Origin of the sequence: Pseudomonas alliivorans (assembly GCF_017826695.1) — a bacterium.
Classification (GTDB): Bacteria; Pseudomonadota; Gammaproteobacteria; order Pseudomonadales; family Pseudomonadaceae; genus Aquipseudomonas; species Aquipseudomonas alliivorans.
On the sequence record NZ_JAFFZW010000005.1, the window covers coordinates 133,930 to 155,023 of the forward strand.

General features: G+C 59.2%; 19 protein-coding genes. 8 read left to right on the forward strand and 11 right to left on the reverse strand.

Features of this window, described 5'->3' with window-relative positions; genetic code table 11:
* Positions 1–7 precede the first annotated feature (7 nt).
* Positions 8–943: a sulfonate ABC transporter substrate-binding protein gene (locus tag JTJ32_RS15410; RefSeq protein WP_210042567.1), complete on the forward strand. Its 936-nt coding sequence runs from the start codon at positions 8–10 to the stop codon at positions 941–943.
* A gap of 26 nt (positions 944–969) precedes the next feature.
* Positions 970–2,007, forward strand: coding sequence for an L-glyceraldehyde 3-phosphate reductase (gene mgrA / locus JTJ32_RS15415; RefSeq protein WP_004882731.1), 1,038 nt, complete (start codon positions 970–972; stop codon positions 2,005–2,007).
* On the opposite strand, the gene JTJ32_RS15420 is transcribed toward mgrA, so the two are convergent.
* The 9 genes from JTJ32_RS15420 to glnA form a co-directional block, all read right to left on the reverse strand.
* Entirely contained in the window at positions 1,973–2,158 is a 186-nt protein-coding gene (locus JTJ32_RS15420; protein ID WP_210042568.1) for a hypothetical protein, read from the reverse strand. The two genes, mgrA and JTJ32_RS15420, sit on opposite strands and share 35 nt — an antisense overlap.
* The gene (locus JTJ32_RS15425; RefSeq protein ID WP_210042569.1) at positions 2,155–3,954 is read right to left on the reverse strand and encodes an amidase; all 1,800 of its coding nucleotides are present in this window, start codon (positions 3,952–3,954) and stop codon (positions 2,155–2,157) included. The genes JTJ32_RS15420 and JTJ32_RS15425 overlap by 4 nt, the downstream gene beginning before the upstream one ends.
* Before the next feature lie 109 nt (positions 3,955–4,063).
* Positions 4,064–5,500: a nitrogen regulation protein NR(I) gene (gene ntrC, locus JTJ32_RS15430; protein WP_024686097.1), complete on the reverse strand. Its 1,437-nt coding sequence runs from the start codon at positions 5,498–5,500 to the stop codon at positions 4,064–4,066.
* The gene (glnL, locus tag JTJ32_RS15435) at positions 5,497–6,582 is read right to left on the reverse strand and encodes a nitrogen regulation protein NR(II) (RefSeq protein ID WP_004882729.1); all 1,086 of its coding nucleotides are present in this window, start codon (positions 6,580–6,582) and stop codon (positions 5,497–5,499) included. Before glnL ends, ntrC begins: the two co-directional genes overlap by 4 nt.
* A 453-nt stretch (positions 6,583–7,035) precedes the next feature.
* Entirely contained in the window at positions 7,036–7,653 is a 618-nt protein-coding gene (locus tag JTJ32_RS15440; protein WP_330717598.1) for a DUF4124 domain-containing protein, read from the reverse strand.
* Positions 7,654–7,655: 2 nt separating this feature from the next.
* Positions 7,656–8,189, reverse strand: coding sequence for a DUF4124 domain-containing protein (locus tag JTJ32_RS15445; RefSeq protein WP_099229347.1), 534 nt, complete (start codon positions 8,187–8,189; stop codon positions 7,656–7,658).
* A gap of 68 nt (positions 8,190–8,257) precedes the next feature.
* The gene (locus JTJ32_RS15450; protein ID WP_099229596.1) at positions 8,258–8,815 is read right to left on the reverse strand and encodes a chorismate mutase; all 558 of its coding nucleotides are present in this window, start codon (positions 8,813–8,815) and stop codon (positions 8,258–8,260) included.
* A gap of 109 nt (positions 8,816–8,924) precedes the next feature.
* Positions 8,925–9,290, reverse strand: a complete 366-nt coding sequence (locus JTJ32_RS15455; RefSeq protein WP_330735955.1) for a cupin domain-containing protein — start codon at positions 9,288–9,290, stop codon at positions 8,925–8,927.
* A 237-nt stretch (positions 9,291–9,527) separates the two neighbouring features.
* Positions 9,528–10,934 (reverse strand): glutamate--ammonia ligase, encoded by a 1,407-nt coding sequence (glnA, locus tag JTJ32_RS15460; RefSeq protein WP_099229349.1) that lies wholly within the window; start codon positions 10,932–10,934, stop codon positions 9,528–9,530.
* A gap of 334 nt (positions 10,935–11,268) precedes the next feature.
* On the opposite strand from glnA, the gene thiI reads away from it, so the two are divergent.
* Positions 11,269–12,723, forward strand: a complete 1,455-nt coding sequence (thiI, locus tag JTJ32_RS15465) for a tRNA uracil 4-sulfurtransferase ThiI (protein WP_004882723.1) — start codon at positions 11,269–11,271, stop codon at positions 12,721–12,723.
* 143 nt (positions 12,724–12,866) lie between these two features.
* Positions 12,867–14,687 (forward strand): translational GTPase TypA, encoded by a 1,821-nt coding sequence (gene typA / locus JTJ32_RS15470; RefSeq protein WP_099229350.1) that lies wholly within the window; start codon positions 12,867–12,869, stop codon positions 14,685–14,687.
* 336 nt (positions 14,688–15,023) lie between these two features.
* Here typA and JTJ32_RS15475 read toward each other — a convergent pair whose 3' ends face one another.
* Positions 15,024–15,479: a YkgJ family cysteine cluster protein gene (locus tag JTJ32_RS15475; protein WP_004882721.1), complete on the reverse strand. Its 456-nt coding sequence runs from the start codon at positions 15,477–15,479 to the stop codon at positions 15,024–15,026.
* 174 nt (positions 15,480–15,653) lie between these two features.
* The gene (locus JTJ32_RS15480; protein ID WP_371682167.1) at positions 15,654–18,095 is read right to left on the reverse strand and encodes a penicillin-binding protein 1A; all 2,442 of its coding nucleotides are present in this window, start codon (positions 18,093–18,095) and stop codon (positions 15,654–15,656) included.
* A 209-nt stretch (positions 18,096–18,304) separates the two neighbouring features.
* Between JTJ32_RS15480 and JTJ32_RS15485 the strand changes: the two genes are divergently transcribed.
* Genes JTJ32_RS15485 through pilP form a run of 4 tightly spaced genes read left to right on the forward strand, consistent with a single transcriptional unit; the run spans position 18,305 to position 21,094 of the window.
* Complete coding sequence (locus JTJ32_RS15485; RefSeq protein WP_184321966.1) at positions 18,305–19,369, forward strand: pilus assembly protein PilM; 1,065 nt, start codon at positions 18,305–18,307, stop codon at positions 19,367–19,369.
* Positions 19,369–19,950, forward strand: a complete 582-nt coding sequence (locus tag JTJ32_RS15490; RefSeq protein ID WP_099229353.1) for a PilN domain-containing protein — start codon at positions 19,369–19,371, stop codon at positions 19,948–19,950. The genes JTJ32_RS15485 and JTJ32_RS15490 overlap by 1 nt, the downstream gene beginning before the upstream one ends.
* Entirely contained in the window at positions 19,947–20,570 is a 624-nt protein-coding gene (gene pilO, locus JTJ32_RS15495; RefSeq protein ID WP_004882717.1) for a type 4a pilus biogenesis protein PilO, read from the forward strand. Before JTJ32_RS15490 ends, pilO begins: the two co-directional genes overlap by 4 nt.
* The gene (pilP, locus tag JTJ32_RS15500; protein WP_099229354.1) at positions 20,567–21,094 is read left to right on the forward strand and encodes a type 4a pilus biogenesis lipoprotein PilP; all 528 of its coding nucleotides are present in this window, start codon (positions 20,567–20,569) and stop codon (positions 21,092–21,094) included. Before pilO ends, pilP begins: the two co-directional genes overlap by 4 nt.

Here is a 21,094-nt window from a genome sequence, read left to right on the forward strand (position 1 = left end):
AAACCTCATGAAACCATTTGCACTCATCGCCGCCATTCTCGCGTTTGGCGGCCTGTTGAACACGGCCTCGGCCAGCGACCCCGATGCCCTGCGCATCGGCTTCCAGAAGGGCTCGATCACCCTGGTCCTCGCCAAGGAGTATGGTCTGCTGGAGAAACGCTTTGCGAACACGCAGGTCAAGTGGATCGAGTTTCCGGCCGGGCCGCAGATGCTGGAAGCCTTGAACATCGGCAGTCTGGACATTGCCTCGACCGGTGACATTCCGCCGATCTTCGCCCAGGTGGCGGGTGCCGACCTGGTGTACATCGGCGCCGAACCCGCCAAGCCCCAGGCCGAGACCATTCTGGTGCGCAGCGAAAGTCCGCTGCACAGCGTGGCTGATCTGAAAGGGCGCAAGGTCGCGTTGCAGAAAGGCTCCAGCGCGCACAATGTGGTCTTGCGCGTACTGAGCAAGGCAGGGCTGACGTTCAAGGACATCCAGCCAATCTACCTGACCCCGGCCGACGCCCGCGCCGCGTTTGAAAACGGCAGTGTCGATGCCTGGGCCATCTGGGATCCGTACTATTCCATCGCCCTCAACGAAGGCCACAGCCGCCTGTTGGCCAATGGCGAAGGGCTCGGGCTGTCTGGCCCTTTCTATACTGCACGCCGCGGTTTTGCTGACAGCAACGGTGTGTTCGTGCAGAACGTGCTCGACGAACTGACTGCCGCCGATGCGCTGACTCGCTCGCAACGTGCCGAAAGCATTCAGATTCTGGCGCGCAACATGGGCTTGTCCGAAGCGGTCATCACTCAGTATCTTGACCATCGCCCGGCATCACCGAGCCTGCCCATCACGCCAGAGATCGTTCGTGCGCAACAGGCGACCGCCGATCTGTTTTACGACAACCACCTGGTGCCCAAGCGGGTCGATATCCAGCAGGCCGTGTGGAACAGGCCTTGAGTATCCCCCTGACAAGAGAGGATTCAATGACGTATATCGCTGCCGAACATCGCTACAACGACATGCCTTATCGCCGTACCGGTCGCAGCGGGCTAGTCCTGCCGGCGCTGTCGCTGGGGCTGTGGCACAACTTCGGTGACAGCACGCCCATCGACACCCAGCGCGCCATGCTGCGCACCGCGTTCGATCTGGGCATCAACCATTTCGACTTGGCCAACAACTACGGCCCTCCGTACGGCAGTGCCGAAATCAATTTCGGTCGTCTGCTGCGCGAAGACTTCAAGCAGTACCGCGACGAGTTGATCATCTCCAGCAAGGCGGGTTGGGACATGTGGCCCGGGCCTTACGGGCAGGGCGGCGGGTCGCGTAAATATGTGCTGGCCAGCCTCGACCAAAGCCTGCAGCGTATGGGGCTGGACTACGTCGATATTTTCTATTCGCACCGCTTCGACCCGGACACGCCGCTGGAAGAAACCGCCAGCGCACTGGCCACTGCTGTGCAGCAGGGCAAGGCGCTGTACATCGGTATTTCGTCTTACTCCGGGGCCAAGACCCGTGAAATTGCCGCGCTGCTCAAAGAGTGGAAAGTGCCGCTGTTGATTCATCAGCCGGCCTACAACCTGCTCAATCGCTGGGTCGAGAAAGACCTGCTCGACGCCACTGAGGAACTGGGCGCGGGTGTGATTGCCTTTACGGCGCTGGCGCAAGGGTTGCTGTCGGACAAGTACCTCAACGGCGTGCCCAAGGATGCACGAGTCAATCGTCCGGGCGGTGGTTCGTTGCAGGCCTCGCACTTGTCCGAGCAGAACATCGCTCACGTGCGTGCCTTGAATGAAATCGCCCAGCGTCGCGGCCAGAGCCTGGCACAAATGGCCCTGGCCTGGACCCTGCGCGATCCACGTGTGACGTCCGCCTTGATCGGTGCCAGCCGTCCCGAGCAGATCGTCGAGAACGTCGGCGCCCTGAAAAACCTGTCGTTCAGTCAGGAAGAACTGACCGAGATCGACAGCTTCGCGGTGGAAGGCGGGATCAATCTGTGGGAGAAACCGTCGCTGGCGGAGTAAGCGAGGCGAGCGCGGAGTAGTACGCCAGGCTCAACGCAGGTTGCCATTTGACCGCGAAGAACGGCTCTGGCGGTGTGCTCGACTGGCGATTCAGCAACGCAGGGCTGTTCAGTGTCCTCCACTGAACAGCCAGAAAAGATGTCTGGGTCATGACCGTGTTCTCCTGCCCTCAAGTAAGACGAGCGGGTCGGCGGAATATTGAGACGGAATGTTTTCGAAGGCCCACAAGGGCATCGGCGGGCGCGGGGTGAAGACCGGGTCCGGCGGTGCCATGGTGTGGTACTGAGGATAGTGTGTCTGGAAATCGATTGCGGCCTGCACCAGCAACGGTTCACTGAAGCGCCTTCCCCAGAACGCTGCGCTGATGGGCAGCGTCCGGGTCACGCCTGTGGCTCCATGACCAACAGGCAGCGTCAGCATCGGCCAGGCTAATGCGTTGGGTAAATCGTGATACATGCGTTGCACGGGCAACGTGTCGATTATCGCGCCCGTGCGTTTCCCGATGTGGGCACCCAATGGCAGTACCATCATGAAGTCTATTTGATCGTCATCCAGGGCCTTTTCAAAAAGCGCCTGTTGCTGGCGCCGCCGATGCTCGGCCTCAAGCCTGATGCCGGTGGGAATCCATGTGGCGACCTGATCGAAAAACGCTTCGTTTCTGCGAAGCAGATATTCCCGGTGCTGCTGATTTTCCAGGGTCTCGGCGAAATCACGTACGGCTGACCAGTGTCGCGTCTCCAGTTGATTGGCGTAGCTCGTGGCCGTTGGCGCATTGAGGCTCATCAGCACAGTGCCATCCGGCTTGAGCACGTCGTGAAATGGGTAGGGCGATGTGTAAGGCACGTTCTCCTCTTTTTGCGCATCGAGCCATGGAAAGTCGACCACCTCTGCGCCCAGTGCCGTGAGTTGAGCCTTGAAGCGCACGAAGGCTGCGCGGTAGTCCTCATCGTAGCTCTGAGCCGGAGGCACGCCGGGTGCCGTCATCCAGTCAGTCTGCGGAATGCCGATTTTCAGCCCCTCGAGAGGCCGTGGTCCGGCGGAAGGTTTGATGGGCAGGGCGGGGCCCAATGAGGGAGCACTGAGGCTCTGCGGGTCGTTCTCCGCATCAGTCCCGGCCAGTATCGAGAGCAACAGCGACGCATCGCGCATCGAACGAGCCATCGGTCCCACCACGTCCCAACCGGTGCGCAACGGCATCACGCCTGCGCCGGAAACAAGTCCCAATGAAGGTTTGATTGCACTGGCGCCGTTGGCCGCTGCGGGAATGATGATCGAACCTGCAGTTTCTTCACCCAAGGCTGCTGCACAGAGCCGGGCCATCGGCGCTACGCCTGAGCCCTGGCTCGAGCCACCGGGCACCCGTTCAGGGTCCCAGGCGTTACCGGCGAACTGGCCGATGGTGTGGGTCGACAGCTCCGAGCAGATGGTGTGACCAAGAATGATTGCGCCCTGTTTTCGGAGGCGCAGCGTGCAGGTGGCGTCCCGGACCGCCAGATTCGTGGTAAACGCGTGGGTGCCGTTCTTGCTTTCCAGGCCCTGAATGGCGATGGAGTCTTTGATGCCGACGGGAATGCCGCAGAGGGGAGGCGCCGGTCCTCTCTCATCGTCGGGATTTCTTAGCCAGAGATCGGCGAGCCTGGCCTGTTCCAAAAGCGTGGACCGTTCTTCAAGTCGGACAAAAGCGTTGTAGAACCCGTTGTCGCCGTAGACTTCAGTCGGGCCGTTGAGTCGGTCGATGCGCTCAAGGCAGGACAGCAGAACCTGCTCGGCAGTAAGACGCTGCGGATTGCCCTCTCTGAGCAATGCGGCGAGTTCGACCACTTCGTAGTCAACGATCCGCTCACGCGGCGGGATGGATGAGCCCTTGGGCAGGTCGGCCAGCAGACGGGCGTTGTTGAGGTGTTCTTCGGGGGTAAACGTGGAGGTCAGGGGGGTAATACTGTCCATGGCATTCAGCTCCTTTCATGCCTTGATAGCGAGGCATGTCAGGAGCTAAACAGCATGGTCCGGGTTCGTATACTGTCAGAAGTGACAGAGTCCGGTCATATCAACGTGGTCAGCCTTCCTCACCCTCGTCATCATCCCCGCCATCGACCTTCATGCCCAATTCCTTGATCTTGCGGGTCAGGGTGTTGCGGCCCCAACCCAACAGCACGGCGGCATCGCGGCGGCGGCCTGCGGTGTGTTTCAGGGCGGTTTCGATCATGATGCGTTCGAACGTCGGCACCGCGCTGTCCAGCAGACTCGACTGACCGCGTGACAGTGCCTGATCGGCCCATTGACGCAGCGCCTGCTCCCAGTTGGTGACCGGCGCCGCATCCTGCGGCAGGCTGAGCAATTCTGGCGGCAGGTCGCTGATGTGCACTTCACGGCCTGAAGCCATGACCGTGATCCAGCGGCAGGTGTTTTCCAGCTGACGCACGTTGCCCGGCCAGGGCAGATGCTTGAGGTATTCCTCGGTCTCGGCCTTGAGCAGCTTCGGCTCGACCGCCAGTTCCTGCGCGGCACGGCTCAGGAAGTGTCGGGCGAGTGTCGGGATGTCTTCACGACGGTCCGACATGCGCGGAATGTGAATGCGGATCACGTTCAGGCGGTGGAACAAGTCCTCACGGAATTTGCCGGCCTGAACGAGGGTTTCCAGATTCTGGTGAGTCGCAGCAATGATGCGCACATCCACCTTGACCGGCGTATGACCACCGACACGATAGAACTCGCCATCTGCCAGAACACGCAGCAGACGGGTCTGGGTGTCGGCAGGCATGTCACCGATTTCGTCGAGAAACAACGTGCCGCCGTCCGCCTGCTCGAAGCGTCCGCGACGCAGGTTGGCAGCGCCCGTGAATGCGCCTTTCTCGTGACCGAACAGCTCGGACTCCATCAGATCCTTGGGGATCGCCGCCATGTTCAGCGCAATGAATGGCGAAGCCGAGCGCGGGCTGTGGCGGTGCAACGCGTGGGCGACCAATTCTTTACCGGTGCCGGACTCGCCATTGATCAACACGGTGATGTTCGAATGGCTCAAACGCCCGATAGCACGAAACACTTCCTGCATCGCTGGCGCTTCGCCAATGATCTCGGGTGTGCGGGTCAGGGTCGGCGCGACATCCAGACCTTGTTGTTCCTGGGCGTGCTGGTTGGCGCGCTTGACCAGCGAGACGGCCTCATCGACATCGAACGGCTTGGGCAGGTACTCGAACGCACCGCCCTGATACGACGCCACGGCGCTGTCCAGGTCCGAATGAGCGGTCATGATGATGACCGGCAGGCGTGGATGCTGTTCGCGAATTCGCGCCAGCAGGTCCAGGCCGCTGGCACCCGGCATGCGGATGTCGGAAATGATCACGTCCGGTTGCTGACGGGCCAGGCGACTCATCACCCCATCGGCGCTGTCGAAGCTCTGCGTGGTCATGCCTTCCTGTTGCAAGGCCTTTTCCAGTACCCAGCGAATGGAACGATCGTCGTCTACGATCCAGACAGTTTCACTACGGCTCATGTCGAAGCTGCTCCTTGTTCCAGCGGCAGGAAGATCGAGAATGTGGTGTGGCCGGGATGGCTGTCACACTCGATAAGTCCCTGGTGCTGGCTGATGATGTTCTGGGTAATGGCCAGACCAAGCCCTGTGCCATCCGGGCGGCCACTGACCATGGGGTAGAAAATGGTTTCCTGAAGCTCGGCCGGAATGCCCGGGCCGTTGTCGATGATCTCGATCTTGCTCACCAGCCTGTGGCGCACGTGGCCGATGGTGAACTGGCGCATGGCGCGGGTGCGCAGGGTGATGCGGCCCAGGCGCAATTCGTTCTGACCGCTGATGGCCTGCATGGCGTTGCGTACGATATTGAGCACGGCCTGAATCATCTGCTCACGATCGATCAGTACATCCGGAATGCTCGGATCGTAGTCGCGCACCAGCGTGATACAGCCCTGGCTTTCGGCTTCGACCAGGCTGCACACCCGTTCGAGCACTTCATGCACGTTGGTCATCGCCAGCGAAGGCAGTTTGTTGGAGCCCAGCATGCGGTCCACGAGGTTACGCAGGCGGTCTGCCTCCTCGATGATGACGTTGGTGTAGTCCTTGAGGCTTTCTTCAGGCAGCTCACGCGCCAGCAGTTGTGCCGCGCCGCGGATCCCGCCCAGCGGATTCTTTATTTCGTGGGCCAGTCCACGCACCAGCATCTTGGTGGTTTCCTGCTTGGACAACTGAGCTTCTTCCTTGGTGATGCGCAACAGGCGGTCACGAGGATGGACTTCAAGCAGCAGCAGGGTTTCGCCCTTGCTCAGGATCGGGGTCACGGCGTAGTCGACGGTCAGGGTCTGGCCGGTCAGCGCGGTGAGCATGGCTTCACGTTTGGTGAAAGGGTGCGCCTGTTCGACGGCCTGGCGAAGCGAACTCAGCGCTTCGGCCGACTCGGTGAACAGTTCGCTGATGAATTGCCCATGGCTGCGCTGCCCACTGATGGCGAGCAGCATTTCCGCTGCCGGGTTCATGTACTCGAGACGCAGGTCGGCGTTGAGCAGAATCGTTGCAGTGGTCAGGTTATCCAGTAACAGTCTGTGCAGCGCGTCGCTGATAGTCATGAATCGTGTCGACCTCTTTTGGCACATGGCAATCGCGCTATGCGGGCGCTGACAGATCCTTGTCAGCACTGGCAGAGCCACCCATATGGTGCTTGACGGGGTGCTATGTCAGAGAAGTTGCAAAAACCAAACCAAGGCTCCGAAAAGAAGCGTTTTCTCTGCAAAACAGGTGCTTTTTTCGAACGCGTGCCCGCATACGGCGCTACCCGAGGGTGATTTCTGAACCAAAGTGGGCTGTATTGTTGCGCGGATGCACGAGTGGCGCACCAAAAAGGTGCCAAGGGATAATTGAATGTGAGGACCCCGGTGCGAACGCCGGGCCTGGACCGCGGTTTATCGGTGATCGCGTCAGTTCAGGGGCTGGACAGGTCGCTTGAAAAATCGCATCGCCGGCAAGCCGCCTCCCACAGTCGCTATTCTTCAGTACGGAGGGTGTCATTCGACGAGGATGAATCAGAAGAACGGCAGAATGCTGCTTTCGGGCTTGGGCTTGTCCTTGAGCGGGCATTCCAGGCGAACGCCGTACTCTTCAGGCTTACACGGGTTGGTGGCACGCTTTTGAGCCAGCGTGACGCGCTGCAGGTGAAAGGGCTGATTAGGCGTCTTTTCCAGAACTCGCCCCATCGTGTCGAAAATCTCGACAGACAGCTGATGCGTGCCCCGGTCGATGTTGCTCAGCGGAAAAACCGGGCTGCGTCCCGGCTGGCCGACGGCGATCCCATCCAGTAGCAGGCGATAACTGTGGCCTGGCTGCAACACCGGGTCGCTGGTTACGGTCACGATCAGGTCGCCGCTGGGGCTGCTGATGGCAGCGTCCGGTTCAGGCACAAGCACTCGCAGCAATTGATAGTGGAAAATCGCGGGTGGCTTGCTCTCGACGGGCTTGCTTTTGAGGGTTCGGGTCGGCGGTGTGCCGGTCATGTTGTTGCTGGGCGGGATGTCGACGCGCTTGGCGTTCTTGCGTGGCTGATCAGTGAACACCCGGTTGCCGTTCGCGTCGATGTAGGTGTAGACGTCCGCCAGCGCGGGCAACGTGCACAGCAACAATAGCGTCAGCAGCAGGTTGCGCATGTTCATGGCTTGCCGAGGTGAACGCGTTGCACGGTCAGGGTGATGGTCTCGCTTTGCTGAATGATGCGCTCGCCGTCTTTCACCACCACCGCGAAGCTGTGTTCGCCGCGATCAATGTTCATTACCTGAAAGCGCGGAAGGTTGGTGGGCTGGCCATACAGGTTGCCGTCCAGCAGCAGTTGCAGACTATGGGCCTGTTGCAGGCGCGGCTGGATTTTCACACCGATGATGAAGGAGCCGTTGTTGGCGCGCAGTGCCTCGTCGGTTGGCAGGTCGGAGAGCTCGAGTGTGCTGTAGGCGTCTTGAGACTGTGTCTGCGTTTGCGGCTCGATTGTTTGCGGCGCGGTATTGAGTGCCGGTCTGGATGGACGGGACTCCACGCTGTTGAGTGGCGGCAGTTCGACGACCTCGGTCTTCACGCCATTGGGTGGCTCATTACTGAACGCCGTGTTGCCATTCGCGTCGGTGTACTTATAGATCTGCGCTACGGCAGGCAGGCTGATCAATAGGAACAGGCAGATGAGGCTTTGACGCATGAGGCTCTCGACAGCGAAGGGCAAAGGTCACCAGCATAGAACACTTCGCCCTGTGTCGTGCAGCAGGCTTACAGTTTCGCTGCGCACAGATCCGCGGTGGCAAGCACCAGCGCCTGATCATGAATCGGGTCGCTGAGGTGGCGCTTGAGTGCAGCGTCCAGCAGCGCCTGGCAATCACTCGATTCGCGAACCGGCTGGAAGTCGGCGTACGCTTTCAACAATTCGGTCTGCAGACGATCCAGCTTCGGACGGATGTCATCGACCAGGCTGAGGCGAGCCGTGTCGGGCGCCTTGCCTGCCGCGTGCCACTGGGCAAGCAGGGCGTTCTGGACGCGTTTGTTGGCTTCGATCTGCGCACGGAACAGCCGCTGGACGTCATCCGGGTTCAGCTTGAACTCGGCGGCACGCGCCTGGGCAGCGGTGATCACCTGTTGTTCTCGGGGCGGGTCTTCCACCGCCTTGCCGCTGTCCCATTTGCTCAAGGCCACCTGATCGGCAATCGTCAGGCGCTCGCTGATGGCTTGCAGGAGCGGTTCCAGCGCAGAGGATTTCTGCTCGGCAGCGAAGGTGAAACCGGAGGACATGCAGGTCAGAGTCAGTAACGAAGTGGCCAGAAGCATGCGCATGGTGAAGTCCATCTTGAAAAGGGACATAGAGTAAACGTCATGTTCCTGACCGCTGCCAGCGCCACACGGTGAACAAAAGTTCATGCATCACCTGCCAGTCATGTAGTCCTCATTCTTTTAGTGACAGAGGCACCTCGGGTGTTCCCGCGTAGAACACGATCAGTTCCACCGGCTTCTCGCCGGTCTTGCCGCGGTGCGAGATGTCTACCATCTCGGCCAGCGTGTCGCCCTTTCTGAGCAGGATCTGCCGGCCGCTGTTCCGGGCCTCGACGGTCAGTTCACCCGACACGACGTACGCAGCATTCGGAATAGGGTGCGTGTGCCAGTCCAGGCGGGTCCTGGGCGGGATGCTGATTTTCAGAATGGTCAGTTCCGGCTGCCCCTGAGGATAAGCCGTGTAGGGCGTGCCGTCCCAGGATGCGGTGCTTTTGAGCAGGACACTGGATTGCACGGTAGCGGGCTTGTGATCGGCCATGACGTGGCTGGTCAGGAGCAGAACGGTTGCTGCAACGAGAGATTTGATGAGCATGCCGGGATAACCTTGAAGTGAGGGGTCAGCCTCCAAGGTTGCCAGCCGGGTTTTTTCAGGGGCGGTAGACAGTTAACGCATGGCGCTGAAAGTTTCTGATACCGCTGAAACAAAAAGACCTCCCGAAGGAGGTCTTTTCTGTTACGCCATCAACGTCAGGCCATCAACGCTGGCGCGACTGGATCAGCAGCTGTAGTACAGCTCGTATTCCAGTGGGTGTACGAAGGTGCGTACCTTGATTTCTTCTTCGCTTTTCAGCTCGATGTAGGCATCGATGAAGTCGTCGCTGAATACGCCGCCCTTGGTCAGGAACGCACGGCCCTTGTCCAGTTCTTCCAGGGCTTCTTTCAGGCTGCCGCAAACTTGTGGGATCTCTTTGGCCTCTTCAGGCGGCAGGTCATACAGGTTCTTGTCAGCTGCGTCGCCAGGGTGGATCTTGTTCTGGATGCCGTCCAGGCCAGCCATCAACAGTGCGGCGAACGCCAGGTACGGGTTGGCTGCCGGATCCGGGAAGCGTGCTTCGATACGACGGCCGCGTGGGCTGGAGACGTAAGGAATACGGATGGAAGCCGAACGGTTACGTGCCGAGTAGGCCAGCATGACCGGTGCTTCAAAACCTGGAACCAGACGCTTGTAGGAGTTGGTCGACGGGTTGGTGAAACCGTTCAGTGCCTTGCCGTGCTTGATGATACCGCCGATGAAGAACAGGGCAGTGTCGGACAGACCGGCATAGCCTTCACCTGCGAAGGTGTTCTTGCCGTCTTTGGCGATGGACATGTGGACGTGCATACCCGAACCGTTGTCGCCATACAGAGGCTTCGGCATGAAGGTGGCGGTACGGCCGTAGGCATCGGCAACGTTATGTACGCAGTATTTGAGGGTCTGAACTTCGTCAGCCTTCTTGACCAGCGTGTTGAATTTCACGCCGATTTCGTTCTGGCCGGCAGTGGCAACTTCGTGGTGGTGGACTTCCACGACCTGGCCCATTTCTTCCAGGGCGTTGCACATTGCGGTACGGATTTCGTGGTCGTGGTCGACCGGTGGAACCGGGAAGTAGCCACCCTTGACGCCAGGACGGTGGCCTTTGTTGCCGCCGTCGATGTCGCCGTCAGTCATCCAGGAAGCCTGTTCGGAGAAGATCTTGAACATGGAGCCGGAGATGTCGGACTTGAACTTCACTTCGTCGAAGACGAAGAATTCTGGCTCAGGACCCACGAATACGGTGTCACCGATACCGGTGGACTTCAGGTATTCCTCTGCGCGGTGGGCGATGGCGCGCGGGTCGCGATCGTAGCCCTGCATGGTCGAAGGTTCGATGATATCGCAGACCAGAATGATGGTCGGCTCTTCGGTGAACGGGTCGAGAACGGCGGTTTCGTCGTCCGGCAGCAGGATCATGTCGGAGGCTTCGATACCTTTCCAGCCAGCGATGGAGGAACCGTCGAACATTTTGCCGACTTCAAAGAAGTCGTCTTCCAGCGCATCGCGCGCAGGCATCGTGACGTGCTGCTGCTTGCCCTTGGTGTCTGTGAAGCGCAGATCAATCCACTTAACGTCATGATCTTTGATGAGTTGAACCGACTTCGACATGGTGTCCTCCGGGTGGCTAGGGACCGCCTTATAGTTTTGGGCCCCTTGAATTTGGGTGATGCCGGCGCGAATACTCTGCCAAGGCAACCTGCCTCACAAGGGAGCAATTTGCATGCCAGTGCCCCGTGTTGGGTTTTTTGCCTCAATCCGAGGCTTTCAGGGCTTCAAATCAGGATTCTGCGGAAATTCACGCACCTTTATGGCGCTGCCAATTGAGCGGTCGACCCTTTTTGGTGCGTCGATGATTGGCTGTACGATAACTGGTTAAACCGTGAGCAATTTCCGCTATAATCCGCGCCCCCCTTTTTTGGTCGGCACCTCACGCACCGTTTCCATGAAACTAATCGTTAAAGTTTTCCCAGAAATCACCATCAAAAGCCCGCCGGTTCGCAAGAAATTCATCCGGCAGCTGGGCAAGAACATTCGTACCGTGCTCCGGGAACTGGACGCGGACATTGTGGTGGGCGGCGTATGGGACAACCTCGAGGTGGAGACCCGGCTGACCGACCCCAAAGTGCTGCAGGGCATCACCGAACGCCTGAGTTGCATGCCCGGTATCGCCAACTTTCTGCAGGTGGCCGAGTACCCGCTGGGCGACATGGATGACATCGTTGCCAAGTGCAAGGCGCACTATGCCGACCTGTTGCCGGGCAAGATGTTTGCCGTGCGTTGCAAGCGTGCCGGACGACACGATTTCAGCTCCATGGATGTCGAGAAATACGTCGGCAGCCAGTTGCGCCAGCAGTGCGGGGCGGCCGGAATCGAGCTGAAAAAGCCCGATCTGGTGGTCAGAATGGAAATTCGCGACCAGCGGTTGTTTGTCGTTCATGACCAGCACAAGGGCCTGGGCGGTTACCCGCTCGGCGCGCTGGAGCAGACCCTGGTATTGATGTCCGGCGGTTTCGATTCGACCGTTGCGGCCTACCAGATCATGCGCCGCGGGCTTATGGCGCACTTCTGCTTCTTCAATCTGGGCGGTCGTGCCCACGAACTGGGCGTGATGGAAGTCGCTCATTTCATCTGGAAGAAGTACGGCAGCTCCCAGCGCGTGCTGTTCGTGAGCGTGCCTTTCGAAGAAGTTCTCGGAGAAATTCTGCAGAAAGTCGATAACAGTCATATGGGTGTAGTTTTGAAGCGTATGATGTTACGCGCTGCTTCATCCGTGGCTGATCGTCTCGAAATCGATGTGCTGGTCACTGGCGAGGCGATTTCACAGGTGTCCAGCCAGACACTGCCCAATCTGTCGCTGATCGATTCGGCGACCGACAAGCTGGTGTTGCGGCCTCTGGTGGCCAGCCACAAGCAGGACATCGTGGATCAGGCGACGGAGATCGGTACGGCCGACTTTGCCCGGCACATGCCTGAGTATTGCGGGGTGATCTCGGTCAACCCCAAGACCAACGCCAAGCGGAATCGCGTTGAGTACGAAGAAAAACAGTTCGACATGGCGATTCTCGAGCAGGCGCTCGAGCGCGCGAAGCTGGTTTCGATCGATCGGGTCATCGACGATCTGAGCCGCAATGTCGATATAGAAGAAGTCAGCCAGGCGCTGGCCGGTCAGGTCGTCATCGACATCCGTCACCCGGATGCGCAGGAAGACCAGCCGCTGCAGGTGCCGGGCATAGAAGTACAAACGCTGCCGTTCTATGCATTGAACAGCCGTTTCAAGGAACTGGATAACACGCGCCAGTACCTGTTGTATTGCGACAAAGGCGTCATGAGTCGCCTGCATGCTCACCATTTGCTCAGTGAGGGGCATGCCAATGTGCGCGTTTATCGACCGAGCTAAGTGCCCGGGGCTGTTTGCCTGTGGCTTGCGTCACCGGCCCCCCGACACCAGTCGCCAAGCCGTAACGGCTTTTGCCGACTAGTAACTGTTAATCGCCGGCGTTAAACCGTCAGCAGACCGAATCCTCTGATCGAGATACACAAGTGATCGAAAATCTACGCAACATCGCCATCATCGCCCACGTTGACCATGGTAAGACCACCCTGGTAGACAAACTCCTGCGTCAATCCGGCACTCTGGAGCGCAACGAGCTCAACGACGAGCGCGTGATGGACTCCAACGACCAGGAAAAAGAGCGCGGTATTACCATTCTCGCGAAGAACACCGCGATCAACTGGAACGGCTACCACATCAACATCGTGGACACCCCGGGCCACGCCGACTTCGGTGGTGAAGTAGAGCGCGTAATGTCGATGGTCGACTCCGTGCTGCTGCTGGTCGACGCTCAGGACGGCCCTATGCCGCAGACCCGTTTCGTGACCAAGAAGGCTTTCGAAGCCGGCCTGCGTCCAATCGTGGTCATCAACAAGGTTGACCGTCCAGGCGCGCGTCCGGACTGGGTTCTGGACCAGATCTTCGACCTGTTCGACAACCTGGGTGCCACCGAAGAACAGCTGGACTTCAAAGTCGTCTACGCCTCGGCCCTGAACGGTATTGCCGGTCTGGACCACACCGACATGGCTGAAGACATGACCCCGCTGTACCAGTCGATCGTCGACAACGTACCTGCGCCGGCTGTTGACCGTGACGGCCCGTTCCAGATGCAGATATCCGCTCTGGACTACAACAGCTTCCTGGGCGTCATCGGTGTTGGCCGTATCGCACGTGGTCGCGTCAAGCCGAACACTCCGGTCGTGGCTATCGACGCTTCCGGCAAGAAGCGTAACGGTCGTATCCTGAAGCTGATGGGTCACCACGGTCTGCACCGCGTTGACGTTGAAGAAGCGGCTGCCGGCGACATCGTCTGCATCAGCGGTATGGACGAACTGTTCATCTCCGACACCCTGTGCGATCCGCTGAACGTTGAAGCGATGAAGCCGTTGACCGTCGATGAGCCAACCGTTTCCATGACCTTCCAGGTAAACGACTCGCCGTTCTGCGGTAAAGAAGGCAAGTTCGTGACCTCCCGTAACATCAAGGAGCGTCTGGACAAGGAGCTGCTCTACAACGTTGCTCTGCGCGTTGAAGAGGGCGACTCGGCTGACAAGTTCAAGGTTTCCGGCCGTGGTGAGCTGCACCTCTCGGTACTGATCGAAACCATGCGTCGCGAAGGCTTCGAAATGGGCGTTGGTCGTCCGGAAGTGATCATCCGCGTCGTCGACGGCAACAAGCAGGAACCGTTCGAAAACGTCACCATCGACACCCCTGAAGAATCCCAGGGCAAGGTCATGGAAGAGATGGGCCTGCGTAAAGGCGACCTGACCAACATGGTGCCGGATGGCAAAGGCCGTGTGCGTCTGGAATACAACATCCCTGCTCGTGGTCTGATCGGTTTCCGTAACCAGTTCCTGACCCTGACCAACGGTGCTGGCATCCTGACCTCCATCTTCGATCGCTACGACACCATGAAGTCCGGCCAGATGTCCGGCCGTCAGAACGGTGTTCTGGTCTCGGTTGAAACCGGCAAGGCGCTGACCTACTCCCTGGAAACCCTCCAGGCGCGTGGCAAGCTGTTCGTTGAGCACGGTCAAGAGATCTACAACGGTCAGATCGTTGGTCTGAACAGCCGTGACACCGACATGGGCGTCAACCCAACCAAAGGCAAGAAGCTCGACAACATGCGTGCTTCGGGTAAAGACGAAACCATCGCTCTGGTTCCACCTGTTCGCTTCACTCTGGAACAGGCTCTGGAATTCATCCAGGACGACGAGCTGTGCGAAGTCACGCCAAAGTCGATCCGTCTTCGCAAGAAGATCCTGGACGAAGGCGAGCGTACCCGCGCTGCCAAGAAAGCCAAGGCTTGATACTTAGCCCTCGCTGAATGAAAACGCCCCCGGTCGAAAGGCCGGGGGCGTTTTTGTTTGTGCGGGTTTTGTAGAGGTCTGATCCTGGTGAGGCTCCGCGTTCCCATGGAGCGTGGGAGCGATCACCAAAGTGTCCGACTGAATGCGTACCCTGTGGGAGGCGGCTTGCCGGCGGTGGCGTCAGTTCGGTGACTGATAGGTCGCTTCAGAAAAAGAATCGCCGGCCAGCCGCCTCGCACGCTCACGTTTACTGCAGCAATACTTGTGTAGAGCAATGAGAGCGGAGCCTATGAACGATCATGTGCTCGTGCTCTGTGCCTCACTCCGGGCAGTCACTCAGAACTTAGGGACGGGCGCGCTGGTGGCGTTTCTCAGGGAGCCGCTCTCTGGACGTACAACTGCCTTGGGCTTGTAGGCGCAGTAGCCAGGGCGCGGTCCGATTTTGGGGTGGTTGCGGCACGTATCGGGGCGCTTGTCGTAGATGGTGCACAGGCGGCTTTTACGGTCCAGATACAGGCAATCATTGTTGCTCATGCGCTGCAGGGTAAATATCTCGGTCTTCTGGTTGTAACGCTCGACGATCCCTTCCTTCTGCAACCGCTTGGCGATGTTCTTCGCGGGCTCGCCACGTTCGAAATCATCGACGATGCCGATACGGATCAGGTCCTTGATCTTGACTTCGACCGGTAGCGTGCAGCAGCTGGACACGCAGCCTCCGCACATGTGGCTGGAGTACTTGGCCCAGGTGTCGATGCGATCGAGTTCTGCGGCGGCGATCAAGGTGGGTTTCATTTGAGTTCAGACTTCCGGGTGAATCGGGCGCGCGATCATACCGGGCTCGACGGTCTTGGAGTAAGTAAAAATTGCCGGGGCGACTGTCGGTCGTGCAGGTGTGCGTCACCGGCGGCCTGCCCACGCAGAGCGCGGGCATGATGTACGCCTGCGCTCTGCGTCACATTCAGTGCGTCAGAACAGGTCGATCGGCGCCGACTCGTCCGCTGGCAGCGGGCTGCCCGGAGCGCTACTGCCGCCCAGTTCGTTGACGCTCGGCGGCGTGTCTTCGCTCTTGAACAGCTCGAAGAACGCATTCGGTGTGCTCGGCGTTGCCGCGCGGCCACTGACCGGGTCGACGCGCAGGCTGAGGATGCCGTCCGGCTCTGCCTGCTGATGTGGCGGCTTGTCTTTCAATGCCGCACTCATGTAGTCCATCCAGATCGGCAGGGAAACCGTGCCGCCGAATTCATGGCGTCCCAGGCTTTCCGGCTGGTCGAAACCGCTCCAGACCGTGGTGACGTAATCGGCGTTGTAGCCCGAGAACCAGGCATCCTTGGATTCGTTGGTCGTACCGGTCTTGCCTGCAATGTCAGGCCTGTTCATCGACAGCGCGCGACGTCCGGTGCCGCGCTTGATCACGTCCTGCAACATGCTGTTGAGGATGAACGTCGTGCGACTGTCGACGATGCGCTCGGCCACGGCAGGTGCCTGAGGTTCGGCAGGTGTCGTGGATGACGTAGTCGTCAGGTTCGGGCTGTCGTGTACTGCAAAGGTCGAAGTGTCCGGTGCAGTCTTCACATCATGAGCCGGCACGCTTGGCGGGTTGGCGGTGAAAATCGTCTGGCCGTCACGGTTCTCGATGGTCTGGATCAGATACGGGCTGACCTTGTAGCCGCCGTTCGCAAAAGCACTCCAGCCAGTGGCGATTTCCATCGGCGTGAGCGTTGCCGTACCCAGTGCGAGCGACAGGTTGCGCGGCAGGTCCTGCTTCGCGAAGCCGAAGCGGGTGATGTAGTCGATGGTGCTGTCTACGCCCAGGGCTTGCAGCAGGCGGATGGACACCAGGTTGCGCGACTTGTACAGGGCTTCACGCAGGCGAATCGGACCGAGGAAGGTGTTGGTGTCGTTCTTCGGGCGCCAGACCTTGTCCAGGTATTCGTCGACGAACACGATAGGTGCGTCGTTCACCAGGCTGGAAGCGGTGTAGCCATTGTCCAGCGCAGCGCTATAGATGAAGGGCTTGAAGCTGGAGCCCGGCTGACGCTTGGCCTGCATGGCACGGTTGTAGTTGCTTTGCTCGAACGCGAAACCGCCCACCAGTGCGCGGATGGCACCGTTCTGCGGATCCAGCGACACCAGTGCGCTCTGCGCGACGGGAATTTGACTGAACTTGAGTGAGCCGTCGTCCTGACGCAGCAGGCGAACCAGATCACCGACCTTCGCAACATCACCCGGCTGCTTGGGATTGGCGCCCAGGCTGTTGGTGTTCAGGTAAGGGCGCGCCCACTTCATGGTGCTCCAGTCGACCTTCTCTTCCTGTTCGCCATTGCGGGTCAGTACCGTCAGACCGGCCTTGTCGACCTGAGTCACGATAGCCGGCTCCAGGCCGTTGATCGGGCGTTGTCTGGTCAGTTCCTGAACCCAGTTGGCGCGGGTCATGCCGGGGAAGCGGCTTTCCGGTCCGCGATAGCCATGACGCTGGTCGTAGTCGATCAGGCCGCGCTGAACTGCCTTGTTGGCGTCTTCCTGCAGGCCGCTCGGAACAGTGGTGGTAACCCGGAAACCCTCGGTGTAGGCATCGCTGCCGTAGCGGCCGACCATTTCTGCGCGTGCCATTTCTGCAATGTAAGGCGCGTTAACTTCAGGTGTGGGAACGTGGTAGCTGGCGTTCAGCGGCTCGCTCAGAGCGGCCTGATAGGCAGTCTGGTCGATCTTGCCCAAGCGGTACATGCGGCCCAGGATCCAGTCGCGGCGTTCCTTGGCGCGGGTCGGGTTGGCAAGTGGGTTGAAACGTGACGGTGCCTTGGGCAGACCGGCAATCATGGCCATTTGCGCAAGGCTTACATCGCGAATCGATTTGCCGTAGTAGACTTGCGCCGCCGCCTCGATGCCATAGGCCCGGTTGCCCAGATAAATCTTGTTGACGTACAGCTCGAGAATCTCGTCCTTGGTCAGTTGGCGCTCGATTTGCAAGGCGAGAAGAATCTCGGTGGTTTTGCGCGAAAAGCTTCTTTCGCTGGTCAGGAAAAAGTTTTTCGCAACCTGCATCGTGATGGTACTGCCGCCCGATTGAATGTGGCCGCTTTTCACCAATTGGGTGGCGGCGCGCATCAGGCTGCTTGGATCGACACCGTAGTGATTGGCGAAATTGTCGTCTTCGGCCGATAACAGGGCGTTGATGAAATTGGGCGGTATTTCGGCAAAGCGAATCGGCGTGCGACGCATCTCGCCAAATTCGGCGATCAGCTTGCCGTCGCTGCTGTACACGCGCAGGGGAATTTGCAGTTGAATGCTTCGCAGCGCCTCAACAGATGGCAGGTTGGGGCTCAGATAAAGGAACGCGCCGCTCAGGCCGAGCAGCAGCGAGCAGAATACCGCGACGAGAGACCACCAGAAAAACTTCAGCAGGCGTATCAAGGCTTTTGGATTTCCAGAAAAAATAGTGGGTTAAGCGCAGGCATTTACAAATGAACACGCCTTGAAGCTTTCTCAAACGAAAAAAACGCTGGGCATTATAAGCATTTTTCGTCCCCAAGCGTGATTTGCGTTACTGTCAAGGCTGTTGGCAGTGACGCTGACCCGAAATAACTCCGTAAGTGACGGAAACTCATAGGAATCAGGTTGTGTTCGAACTCTTCAGTAAGAAGGCCAACACCCTTCTAGGGATCGATATTAGTTCCACCTCGGTCAAGCTTCTTGAATTGAGTCGTTCCGGAACCCGCTACAAAGTCGAGTCTTACGCTGTTGAGCCGTTGCCGGCCAATGCCGTCGTCGAAAAGAACATTGCCGAACTCGAAGGCGTTGGTCAGGCGCTTTCACGCGTGATCGTCAAGGCCAGGACCAGCGCCAGAACGGTGGCGGTCGCTGTTGCAGGCTCGGCGGTCATCACCAAGACCATCGAGATGGACGCCGGTCTCTCGGACGATGACATGGAGAATCAGCTCAAGCTCGAGGCTGATCAGTACATCCCCTATCCCCTTGAAGAAGTGGCCATCGATTTCGAAGTCCAGGGCTATTCACTGCGCAACCCCGAACGCGTTGAAGTCCTGCTGGCCGCCTGCCGCAAGGAAAACGTCGAGGTGCGCGAGGCTGCGCTGGCACTGGCGGGCCTCACCGCAAAGGTCGTCGATGTCGAAGCCTATGCCCTTGAGCGTTCATTCGGGCTGCTGGCTGCGCAGCTGGGTAACGGTCATGACGAACTGACCGTTGCAGTGGTCGATATCGGCGCAACCATGACCACGCTGAGCGTTCTGCACCATGGCCGGATCATCTACACCCGCGAGCAACTGTTCGGCGGCCGCCAGTTGACTGAAGAAATCCAGCGTCGCTACGGCCTGTCGATGGAAGAGGCCGGGCTTGCCAAGAAACAGGGCGGGCTGCCAGACGACTACATCAGCGAAGTGCTGGAGCCATTCAAGGATGCGCTGGTGCAGCAGGTCTCGCGTTCCCTTCAGTTCTTCTTTGCCGCAGGTCAGTACAACTCCGTGGATCACATCATGCTCGCTGGCGGTACGGCTTCGATCTCGGGCCTGGAACATCTGATCCAGCGCCGTCTCGGCACGCCGACCCAGGTGGCCAATCCGTTTGCCGACATGGCCCTGAGCTCAAAGGTGAATGCGGGTGCTCTGGCCAGTGATGCGCCTGCGTTGATGATCGCGTGCGGTCTTGCTTTGAGGAGCTTCGACTGATGGCGCGGATCAACCTCCTACCCTGGCGTGAAGAACTGCGCGAAGAGCGCAGGAAACGCTTTCTGACTGTACTGGTCTGCGTGCTGGTGGTGTCTGTCGGCGTCTTGTTCCTGATTGATCGCTACATCGGTATGGCGATCGACAGCCAGTTGGCGCGCAATGCCTTCATGCAGAAAGAGATCGCGCAACTCGATGTGCGCATCAAGGAAATCAGCGACCTCAAGGCGCGACGCAAGCAATTGCTGGAGCGCATGAAGATCATCCAGGACCTGCAAGGCAACCGGCCAATCACCGGACGTGTGTTCGATCAGCTCGCCCGCACCCTGCCGGAAGGCGTGTATTTCTCGCAGGTCAAGATGACTGACAAACTGATCGCGATCACCGGTGCGGCCGAATCGAACAACCGGGTTTCCGACCTCATGCGTAACCTTGAAGCGTCCGACTGGCTCGAGGCACCCAGCCTGACCGAGGTCAAGGCGACCACTGCAGGCACCGTGGATCAGGCCAACGTCTTTCAATTGACTGTGCGTCAGACCCAACCCCAGGTCCAGGTCCCGGTTGCCGAAGGAGCCAAGCCATGAACATGAGCGAGTGGCTGGAAGGGCTTCGCAAGGTCGAACTCAACGAACTCGACCTCAACAACCTGGGTTCATGGCCTGCTGCGGTCAAGGCGATTGCGGGCGTGCTGCTGGCTGTGCTGATCTTCGCTCTGGGCTATTTCCTGTTCATTCAGGACATGGAAACCCAGCTGGAGAACGCGCAGGCCAGTGAGGTGTCGCTCAAGGAACAGTTTTCCACCAAGGCGTTCCAGGCCGCAAATCTCGAGCCTTACAAGAAGCAGATGGAGGAAATGGAAAACACCTTCGGCGCTCTGCTTCGGCAATTGCCCAGCGACACCGAAGTGCCCGGTCTGCTGGAAGACATTACCCGCACCGGTCTGGGCAGCGGTCTGGAGTTCGAGGAAATCAAACTGTTGCCCGAGGCGGTGCAGCAGTTCTACATCGAACTGCCAATACAGATCACAGTGGTCGGCGGGTATCACGATCTGGCGACCTTCGTCAGTGGCGTGGCCGGGTTGCCGCGCATCGTGACGCTGCATGATTTCGACATCAAACCGGCTGATCCGAAGGTGCCTGCCAAGTTGCGCATGAACATTCTGGCGAAGACTTACCGTTACAACGATGAAGGGCTGAAGAAATGAGGGTGGCGCGTGTGTTGTGCGTCAGTACGGTCCTGGCGGGGTTAGCCGGTTGCGGCGGCGGTAATGATTACGCTGACCTGAGCGAGTTCGTGGCGCAGGCTCAGGCGCGCCCGAGCGGCACCATCGAGCCGTTGCCAAGGTTTCGTGCCTATGAGGCGTTCACCTATAACGCAGCCAGTCTGCGCAGCCCGTTTCAGCCGGCGGTCAAGGTCGACGCGCTCAGCCGCCAGAAAGGCTCGCGTCTGATCGCGCCGGACGAGACCCGGGTGAAGCAGTTTCTCGAAGGCTTCAACATCGAGTCGTTCGAAATGGTCGGTACCATCGGCAACGACTCCGGCACCTTTGCCCTGTTGCACGGGGCGGGAGGCGTCTATCGCGTGAAGGTGGGTGATTATCTGGGTCGCAACAACGGTCGCATCGTGTCGGTCAGCGACGGGCAGGTCGATGTCATTGAAATAGTTCCTGATGGAGAGGGGGCCTGGCTGGAAAGGCCGCGCAGTATCGCCCTCAAAGAACGCTCATGA